The 9,490-nt window shown below is 54.3% G+C and carries 5 protein-coding genes and 1 rRNA gene; 3 read left to right on the top strand and 3 right to left on the bottom strand.

The genetic code is table 11. The features are described 5' to 3' along the window. The 3 genes from DG046_RS09335 to DG046_RS09325 all read right to left on the bottom strand — a co-directional run. Window positions 1-751, bottom strand: a 751-nt coding sequence (locus DG046_RS09335; RefSeq protein WP_108832233.1) for a hypothetical protein, incomplete at its 3' end; no start/stop codon positions are given. Further along, window positions 748-1,497: a CPBP family glutamic-type intramembrane protease gene (locus tag DG046_RS09330; RefSeq protein ID WP_108832232.1), complete on the bottom strand. Its 750-nt coding sequence runs from the start codon at window positions 1,495-1,497 to the stop codon at window positions 748-750. The genes DG046_RS09330 and DG046_RS09335, both read right to left, overlap by 4 nt. Continuing rightward, window positions 1,494-2,270 carry an IclR family transcriptional regulator gene (locus tag DG046_RS09325; protein WP_108832231.1) on the bottom strand — a complete coding sequence of 259 codons (777 nt, stop codon included), beginning with the start codon at window positions 2,268-2,270 and terminating at the stop codon, window positions 1,494-1,496. Before DG046_RS09325 ends, DG046_RS09330 begins: the two co-directional genes overlap by 4 nt. 100 nt (window positions 2,271-2,370) lie before the next feature. On the opposite strand from DG046_RS09325, the gene DG046_RS09320 reads away from it, so the two are divergent. The 3 genes from DG046_RS09320 to DG046_RS09310 form a co-directional block, all read left to right on the top strand. Beyond that, window positions 2,371-3,531, top strand: a complete 1,161-nt coding sequence (locus tag DG046_RS09320) for an aminotransferase class I/II-fold pyridoxal phosphate-dependent enzyme (RefSeq protein WP_199909618.1) — start codon at window positions 2,371-2,373, stop codon at window positions 3,529-3,531. A 325-nt stretch (window positions 3,532-3,856) separates the two neighbouring features. Continuing rightward, window positions 3,857-8,974: a CehA/McbA family metallohydrolase gene (locus DG046_RS09315; RefSeq protein ID WP_108832230.1), complete on the top strand. Its 5,118-nt coding sequence runs from the start codon at window positions 3,857-3,859 to the stop codon at window positions 8,972-8,974. Window positions 8,975-9,421: 447 nt separating this feature from the next. Further along, window positions 9,422-9,490 (top strand): 16S ribosomal RNA (locus DG046_RS09310); the annotation flags it as partial.

The following is a 9,490-nucleotide window of genomic DNA, read 5'->3' as shown; positions in this document are numbered from 1 at the left end:
ATGGACCTGAAAGCGGTGCTGACCTTTGCATGCATGAACATGAAAAAACTGGCACTAATGATGGATCGAAAAGAGCGGGACGGAGGAGGCGACGGCCCTTCTTTTGCTGATTTATGGAAAAAATACACAAAAAAGAGACAAACCCCGAGTTTTGTTCGGAGTTTGTCTGCAGTCTGAACCACCGGCTAAGCCGGTGGTTCTGATTCACCGTACATAAATTTCCGTCGCGGAAATAATTCAATTCGCTTTCTTCCAACAAGCCGTCCCACCAGGCGGCGATAAGGGCGTCGTAAAGGCCGGCCTCGTCGTAGTATTCGCCGTGGACGTCCCGGGTGATGCGCCAAGCGACGCCTTCTTCCGCTTCTTCGGGCATGTGGATGCGGTCGCAAGGCATGCCGTTTAAAAAGCGGCTGTCGTAGAGGAAAAAGGCCTCTTCGGCGCTTCCCGAAAAAGCTTCCCTTCGCCCGAAATCTTTTACGGCATCCATTAGCCCGGCGCGGTCTTTTTTCGCCAGGGCGCAGGCCGCGAAAGCCAGGCGCTTTTCCGCCAGCACCACCCGCTCGGCGAGCCAGCCGTGAATATTTCCCGTGTCGATGACCGCTTCCAGGGGCTCTTTTTCGATGGAGGGGAAATTTTCCTCCAAGGCCCGGGCCGTGGCGGGATCTTTTTCAGCCAGGGCGGTGGCCAAATCGTCGGTGTAGTGGATTTTATCGTACATCACTTGGTGAATCGGTGCTAAAAATAAACTCATATATCCTCCTCGTCTTTTCCTTTTCTTCCATAATAGAGTCTTGCGGAGTTTGTCGCCGTAACTTTCGTTACGAAGAACGAAAATACACAGCAGCCGAGGAAAAAGAGCAGGTGATCCGCCGGGGAAAAGGCGGCGCGAAAGGCGAGGGGCAGGGCATTATGTAGGCTGTGAAGAAAAATCGCCGTGGGAAGGCCCGAGACTTCGTAAACAGAATCGATCACCAGGCTCAGGGCCGCGGCGTGAAGGATTTGAATGGCCGCATAATCCGCCGTCGGCTGAAAGGGCACGTGCCACAGGCCCCAGAGCAGGCCCAGTAAAAGGGCGGGGAAAAAGCCCGATCCCAATTTCTTTCGCAAGACCTCCCTCAGAAACGCCTCCTCCGATGCCACGAAGACGAGATTCGTAAAGGCGTAGGACAAGGCCTGGCCGAGGGCCGCGGGGCGAAAGGTGCCGCGAAAGGCCAAGAGGCCGCCCTGAAAAAGCAAGAGAAAGAGAATGGCGGGCAGATAAAGGGGCCGCTTCATGTAAAAAAGGCCGTAGGCAAGGAGAAGAAGAGAGGCGGCGAGGGCTGCCGGTGCCCCGTTTATTTTAAGAAGGGAAAGGGCGAGGGTAATAAGAAAAAAGGCGAGGGCCGCGATTTTGATTCTGCGGGGCTTCTCCCGAGACCACAAAAGCCCGGGCACGAGAAGGGCCGCGTTTTGCATCTTGTAAAAAAGGATCGGCGCGAGAAAGTAGAGGACAATCACAGAGACAAGAGGGTCCCCAAGCCCGGTTCCGCCGCCAAAGCGTCGGCCACGTCGGCCAGGGCCTCTTCCAGGCGGTCCATGCCCTTGTGTTCCAAACGGCTCGTGGGACCGGAAAGGCTCACCCCGGCGATGAGCTTGCCTTGAAAATACACGCCCTTGGCCATGCAGGTCAGGCCGTATTCGTACTCTTCCCGGTCGTGGGCCGTGCCCGTTTCAACTACTTCCTGCAAATCCGCGGAAAGGGCCTCCTTCGTCGTCAGAGTGGAAATGGTGCGGGGAGCGAGTTCGTGGCGACCCAGGTACAAATCCAAATCCTCCTCCTCGTATTCGGCGAGAAAAATCTTCCCGATGGCGGAGCAATACAAAGGGGCTACGGGGATCAAGTGGCGCATAATATAGAAATCTTCCCCGGCCACCGTGTCCAAAACCACGATGGTGTCGTCGGCGCAAATCCCCAGATTCAAACTTTCCCCCATGGCGGCCACGGCCCGCTCCATAATGGGCCGCGTCACCGTGGTGAAATCCCAGCGATTCCTGACCTCGGCGTCGTAGGGAATAAAACCCAGGCCCAATCGGTAGCGATCCTCCCTGTCCTTGGCCACGAAATGCTCCTTCTCCAAGGTGTAGAGAATTTTAAACACGCTGGCCTTGGGCAGATTCAGGCGGTTTGCAATGTCGCCGGTGCCGTGGGCGCCGCCGTTTTCCAAGAGAAAATGCAAAATTTGCAGCGCCTTTTCCACCATGGGCACTGTGTAGTCCGATTTTTTTGCCATTCCGCGAAGCCTCCTTTATAATAGAACCATTCCTGAAAGGATTATAAAATTCTTGCAATAATTTTAGTATAGCAGAAAACGAAGCCACAGAGGAGGAAGCATGATGAAGCCCTTAATTTCGAAAAAATATGCAGCCCACGGATCCGGCGGCCTGGCGGCGGGTGCCGACTTGGCCAAGGCCCATCCCGATGTGGTGGACTTCACCTTAGGCGATCCCGACCTCACCACGCCTGTGGCCATTATCGACGCCGCGGCGGCGGATGCCCGGGCGGGCCACACCCACTACACCGACAGCCGTGGCGACGGCGAACTCATCGCCGCCATTGTGGATTTTCAAAAAGAGGAATACGGCGTGGATCTTTCGCCTGAAAATGTCTTTATCACCACCTCCGCCTGCCACGGCATGTGGCTCGTACTCGAAACCATGCTCGATGAAGGCGACGAAGTCATGATCATCGAGCCCTACTTCGCCCCCTACGCCGATCAGGTGAAAATGGCCGGCGGCGTGCCCGTGTTCATTCCCACGAATCCCGACGAGGGCTTTCGCCCGAATATCGATGTGATTCGCGAAAAGGTCACGGACAAAACCAAGGCCCTGATCGTGAACACCCCCAACAATCCCTCGGGCCTGTGCCTGAAAAAAGAAGAGCTGGAAGCCTTCGGCCGCCTGGCGGAAGAAAAAGACTTCTATCTAATAGCCGACGATATTTACACCGCCTTCTCCTACGACGGCCCCTTTGTGCCCATGGCGTTCCTGGACGCATGCAAAGACCGCACCATTACCCTGCGCTCCTTTTCAAAAAACTTCGCCATGACCGGCTGGCGCATCGGCTACATCCTGGGCGAGGCAGACTTCATCGCTGCGGCGAAATCCGTAAACGAAAACAATGTCTACACCGCCCCGGCCATCTCCCAGCGCGCCGCCCTCTACGCCCTCACCCACCGCGAGGACCTGCAGCCTGAGGTGGTGGAAGAATTTAAAAAGCGCACCTTCCACGCCTACAAGCGGCTTATGCGGCTGAAAAACATCCGCATCGCCAAGCCCACGGGCACTTTCTATCTCTTCGTGGACATTCGCCCCACGGGCCTTACGGAAGACGAGGTGTGGCAAAAACTTTTCGACGAAGCCCACGTGCTTACCGTGAAAGGCTCCGCCTTCGGCGAAAGCGGCCGGGGATTTCTGCGCCTCGCCGTCACCGTCGGCGTGGATGCCATCGACAAAGCCTTCGACCGCATCGAAAAAATGTCCATCTTTCAATAACAAATACAGAAATAAAAAAGACGCCCCTCCGAAGAGGGGCGTCTTTCGCTCTATCAAACAAAGGAGCACCATCAGACATAGATGAATGGATGTAGGATTCCCTACGCCCTTATTCTATCAGAAAACGGCCATAAAGTCACAATGTTTGCCAAGTATTTGCTATTGAAGGAAAGTTGTTTTCCGCCACGGGATGTGTTGTGTATATCGAGACTAAATGCATACATAGAACTTCATCTGGATTTTACCCGTGCCCAATGTTTTGATCTCATCTACCTGTTAAAGTAGCCAAGAAAGGATACGGAGAGAAACAGAAAGGAATGAGGTAATGGACGGATTACAACGAAGGATTATGGCTCTGGTTCTGGTTTTGTGCATGCTCATCGGCTTTGTGCCGGTTGATGCGTTGGCACAAGGCCAAACGCCGAGCGTAGTCCTGTATGAAGCGTACGGTGGCGGAGGGAATTCCGGCGCCGCCTACAAGAACGATTACATTATTTTGAAAAATACCGGCGATAAACCCGTGGACTTAACGGGCATGAAGGTGGGCTATTTCAGTGCGAAAAAGACAGGTGGCAATCCCTCGTCTGAAGCGCAACTTCAGGGAAATTTAGCCCCGGGAGCCTACTACGTCATGAAGTGCGCGCAAGGGAGCGGCGGCACAGAAGATCTGCCCCGATTTGATTCGGAAGCAAACATCCTTATGTCCGGCAAAAACTTCGCCCTGCGTCTGTACGATAATGCCGGTAACGTCATCGACACCTTGGGCGTCGGCACGGCCAAGATCTTTTCCGGCAAAGCCGCGGATGGCTTAAGCAACACCACCGCCGCACAACGGATCGCCTACACCGGCGACAATAGTGGAGATTGGAAAGCGGTGCAGGCGGATAAGGGCCATTTAGATTACTTAAACGAAACACCTGTGACACCTACCGATCCGACGGAACCGACAGATCCCACGTCTCCCGCGGAAGGGGCCATCACCGTTAAGGAAGCAAGGGATGCGGCGGAAGGCGCGGAAGTCGTAGTAGAAGGCATCGTCACCTTCTCCGGCGCAGACGGAAACACATTTATTCAGGACGACACGGCGGGCATCGACATCTATAAAGTCGCCACACCCCTTCCCTTGGGCGCGAAAGTCCGCGTTACGGGCAAGCGCTCCGCCTATGCCGGCCAGGTGCAAATCAGCCAAACCAAGGTGGAAAATCTGGGCCAAGGCACCCTGCCTGCGCCTCAGGAAATCACCTTGGCTGATCTCAGCAAGGATGAGTACAACGGCAAACGGGTCCTGATTAAAGGTGCCAAGATCAGTGAGCTAAACAAATACGGCGATCCCATTCTGGAACAAAACGGCGCCACCGCGCAAATTTATAGGGCGCCTAAGGGCGACTACAAGGCGACGGACACGGTGGATGTCATCGGCGTCTGCGGCGTGCATAACGGCAAGGGCCAATTGCGCGTCCAAGAGGCGAAAGACATTACGGTAAAAACATCGGGCGACGGTCCGGCGCCGGTGGATCCCCTGCCGACGGTAGCGGACGATCCCTTAACCGATGCCATGATCGCCAATGTAAAGAAGCAGTATGCCGACGTACTCACCATTCCCCAGGTGCAAAAAATCCACGCCAGCTTTACCCCGAATCCCGATGGGAAGGGCCCGCAAACGGTAAAGGAAAATGTCACCGTCATTGGCGTGGCCACCTATGTTTACGCCGGCGGCAATGCCCTGATCATTGAAGATGTGGTCGACGGACAAGTCTGGGGCTACCAAATCTTCGGCCCCACAGAGACCGTGGAATTGGGCGATGTGGTCGTAGCAAAAGGAAATTTAGTCTCCTTCTACGGCTTGCCCGAAATGAGCAATGTGGAAGTGATGAAAAAAGTCGGTCAATCGAAACCTGTGCGGCCCCAAGTGTTGACTGTGGCACAGATTAAAGAAAATGCCGACAAGCTGGTCAACGAATACGTACAGATAAACGACGTCACCCTACCCGCCTACAAAGGTGAGTACAGCATCGACATGAAGGACGCCACGGGCACCTTGCCCTCCTACCGCACGCCGGAATACCCCATGGGTACGAAAGCCGGGGACGTCGTCGGCATCCGGGGCGCCATCGCACCCCACCGCGGCAATCCTCAAATCCGCATGAACGACCATCGGGACTACATCCTTAAGGAAGACAAGCTGGCCCCCTTCATTATCGTAGATAAATTGATGGATGCTCGTGCCGGCATGGACTATACATTTACCGTGGATGTGGCGGACAATGTGGGCGCCACCGCCGTTACCGCCGCCTACGGCGACGAGACCATTCAACTGGAGAAAAACCCGGCCACGGGCAAGTGGTTGGGCACCATCCCCGGGAAAGATTTAGTCGGAAAAGACAGCCTCACCTTAAGTTTTACGGCAAAAGATGAAGCAGGCAATGAGTCCACGGATCTTTACAATGCGCCCTTTAAGTACGGCGAATCGAAAACCATCGGAAAGACGATTACCCTAACCGTCGACAATTCGCCCCAAATCGCCGATCCGAAACCGGCCAATAACGAAGCCACAAAAGCAAACAAGCGGCCTGAAATCTCCGTCGCCCTGTACAATGTTTCCGATACGGCGACGGCCACCATCTCCTTAAACGGCGGAGAAGCCAAGGCCATGACCATCGAAAGCGGCCGAGCCACCTACGTTCCCGATGCCGACCTTAAAGACGGCCGCGTGGAAGCGAAAGTCGTCGTAAAAGACGGGGCAAAGAGCAAGGAATTTACCTGGAAGTTCTATATCGGCGAAGCCCTGGTGAAACACTACCGGGGCCAACTCCACTCCCACAGCAATTACTCCGACGGCGCCGGCACGCCGGCCGATGCCATCGACTACGCGTCGAAAGCCGACACCATCGACTTTTTCGCCCTTACCGACCACTCCAACTACTTCGACGACGGAAATAATCTCGGTAAAATCGACGACGAAAAATCGGGCCTTCGCGCACCGGACGGAAGCAATCGCAGCAAGTGGCAAGCCTACAAGGCCTATTTCGAGGGCAAGGCCACGGCGGATTTTGTGCCCCTTTACGGCTACGAAATGACCTGGACGAAATCCGGCGCCAACTACGGGCATATGAACACCTTTAACACCAAGGGCTTCGTTTCGAGAAACGATCCTCAGTTAAACGACAAGAACAATTCGGCGGGGCTTCTTCGCTACTACGATCTGATCTCAAAGCTCCCCGACACGACATTCTCTCAATTTAACCATCCGGGCACGACCTTCGGCACCTTCGACGACTTTGCCCACTACGATGCTAAGATCAACGAAAACGTGAAGCTCGTCGAAGTCGGAAACGGCGAGGGGCCCGTGCACGGCAACGGCTACTTCCCCAGCATCGGCGAATACACCAAGGCCCTGGACGCCGGGTGGAAACTGGCTCCCTCCAACAACCAAGACAATCACAAAGGGAGGTGGGGAGATGCCAACGACGCACGCACCGTCGTCATTGCCGATGGCCTCACGAAAGATGACATTATCAAAGCCATTCGCAACCTGAGTGTCTACGCTTCGGAAGACAAAAACATTACCGTGGACTTTGCCATCGACGGCAAGATCATGGGCTCCACCATTACGGATGCCAAGGATCAATTAAACGTCACCGTGGATGTGGCGGAAAAAGACGGCGAAAGCATCGGCACCGTCGACATCGTCACCACCGGCGGCAAGGTCGTCAAGACATTGGAATCGGCCGCCGATACGGCAAACTTCACCTTTACCTTAGACAACCGACACCCCTACTACTACGTGCACATTACCCAAGCCGACGGCGACCATGTGGTTACGGCGCCGATCTGGACCGGCGATGTGAAAGTAGCGGGGATCACTGTATTAAATCCCGCAAACGGCAACGAAGCCACCGTAGGCGAAGCGAAGACATTGAACTACACCCTCAAAGCGGACGGCGAGAAGGTAACGAAAGTCGAAGTCTTCGACGGAAAAGATCAAATCGGTAAGGCTGAAGGCTACGACGTCAAAGGCCAAGTGGAAAAATCCGTCGACGCCACGCCGACAACCGCCGGCAGACGCACCCTTACCTTAAAAGTCACCACAGATAAGGGCACCTACACGAAAGACGTGGATATCACCGCTTACCCCAAAGGTTTAACGACATCTACCATTGCAGATGCACAAAAAGCCAAGGAAGGCGAGGTCTTCCAATTGGAGGGTATCCTTACCTCCAACGCCTCGGGCTACGACAAAAACACCGCCTTCTTCGACTCCGCCTACATTCAAGATGCAACCGGCGGCATCAACATCTTCCCCATCGCCGGCGACTTCAAAGTGGGCGACAAAATTCGCGTACGCGGCGTTCGCGGCGCTTACCATGGGGAACGTCAACTCTCCGTTACGAGCGTTGAAAAACTAAACGAAACGGAAGCCGTACAACCGAAGGCGCTGAAGACCGGCGACGTTGAAAAGAATACCGGGCTATTGGTTCGAGCCAAGGGGAAAGTTAAGGAAATCAACGGCGACAAGAGCGAAATCGTCATCGACGACGGCAGCGGCACCATTCGAATCTTTATCGACGGCTACATCGGCCGCCCGAATTCCGACGATCAATCCATGTCGAAGATTAATATCGGCGATACCGTGGAAGCTGTCGGCCTGTCTTCCGTCGATCCCGTAGGTAGTCGTATTCGCATTCGAAATCGAGATGACGTGAAAGTTCTTGCAGGGGACGACAAAAAGGATCCCGGCAACGACAAAAAGGATCCCGGAAACGACAAACCGAATCCCAAAAAACCCGGAGACAACCACGCCCGTCCCCATAAACCGTCCAAACGGCGAGGCGGCTATATTGCATGGATTCCCGCCGGTCCCGCCACTGCGGATCCGGTGAAGAAGCCGACGGCTGAAACCACGCCGAAAGCCTCCCGCTTTATCGACGTTCACGCGGGAGATTGGTTCGCCGACATCGTCGACAAAATTGTGGCGAAAGGCATTCTCGTCGGCACCTCGGAAAACACATTCAGCCCCAACGGAAAAGCCACCCGCGGCATGGTCGTCACCATGCTCTACCGCATGGAAGGCAAACCTGCCGTCAAAGGCGCCGGCCCGTTTACAGACGTCGAGGCCAACGCCTACTACGCCGATCCCATCGCATGGGCCGCCGAAAAAGGCATCGCCAAAGGCGTCAGCAACGATCGCTTCGCGCCGAACGACGAGATCACGCGGGAAGCCTTCGTAACCCTCGTCTACCGCTACATGGTAAGTAAAGGCGAGGTCGAGGCGGTAACACCGAAAGAAAACCTAATCGGCGTCTCCGACTGGGCACAAGAAGCCATGAACTGGGCCGTGGGCAATAAAATCATCCTCGGCAGAGAAAACGGCGACTTGGCTGCAAAATCGCCGATCACTCGGGCGGAAATTGCAGCAATCGTCCTACGCGCCACTGAAAAATAGGCAAATCGCACAAACCTCCGCGAAAAAGAGCGAGACCATCGCTCTTTTTTGTATGGGAAGAAACATTCAAAGAATAATATAGAAGAAAAGTATCGGGAAGAAAAAAAGACAAAAAAGCAGTTGACAGAACACACCCACGATGCTACTATATATAAGCTGCCTCGAGCGAGACGAAGTCGTCGAGAAAAAGTTGAAAAAACATCTTGACAGATCGAGATCGCCGAGGTATGATATAAAAGTTGTCGCGCAAGACGCGTCAAAAAACTTTTTACAAAGATTTAAAAAGTGCTTGACAAAGTCGCCTCTGCGGGATATACTAAATAAGCTGTTTCGTAAGACACAGCACTGAACCAAGTTAATTAAATGGTATAAGAGATTAAACCATAACAATCTATAAGCTTAAAGCGGAACACAGTCAGTGGATCCGAGCTAAGCAAACTCAAAGTTTTTATTGAGAGTTTGATCCTGGCTCAGGACGAACGCTGGCGGCGCGCCTAACACATGCAAGTCGAGCGA

Source organism: Aedoeadaptatus coli (assembly GCF_900343085.1).
Classification (GTDB): Bacteria; Bacillota; Clostridia; order Tissierellales; family Peptoniphilaceae; genus Aedoeadaptatus; species Aedoeadaptatus coli.
This window is presented reverse-complemented; position numbering and strand designations above follow the sequence as displayed.

Excerpts from the sequence above, each read along its gene's own strand:
- DG046_RS09320 (WP_199909618.1), top strand. The coding sequence starts at position 2,371 with ATGATGAAGCCCTTAATTTCGAAAAAATATGCAGCCCACGGATCCGGC.
- DG046_RS09325 (WP_108832231.1), bottom strand. The coding sequence starts at position 2,270 with ATGGCAAAAAAATCGGACTACACAGTGCCCATGGTGGAAAAGGCGCTG.
- DG046_RS09315 (WP_108832230.1), top strand. The coding sequence starts at position 3,857 with ATGGACGGATTACAACGAAGGATTATGGCTCTGGTTCTGGTTTTGTGC.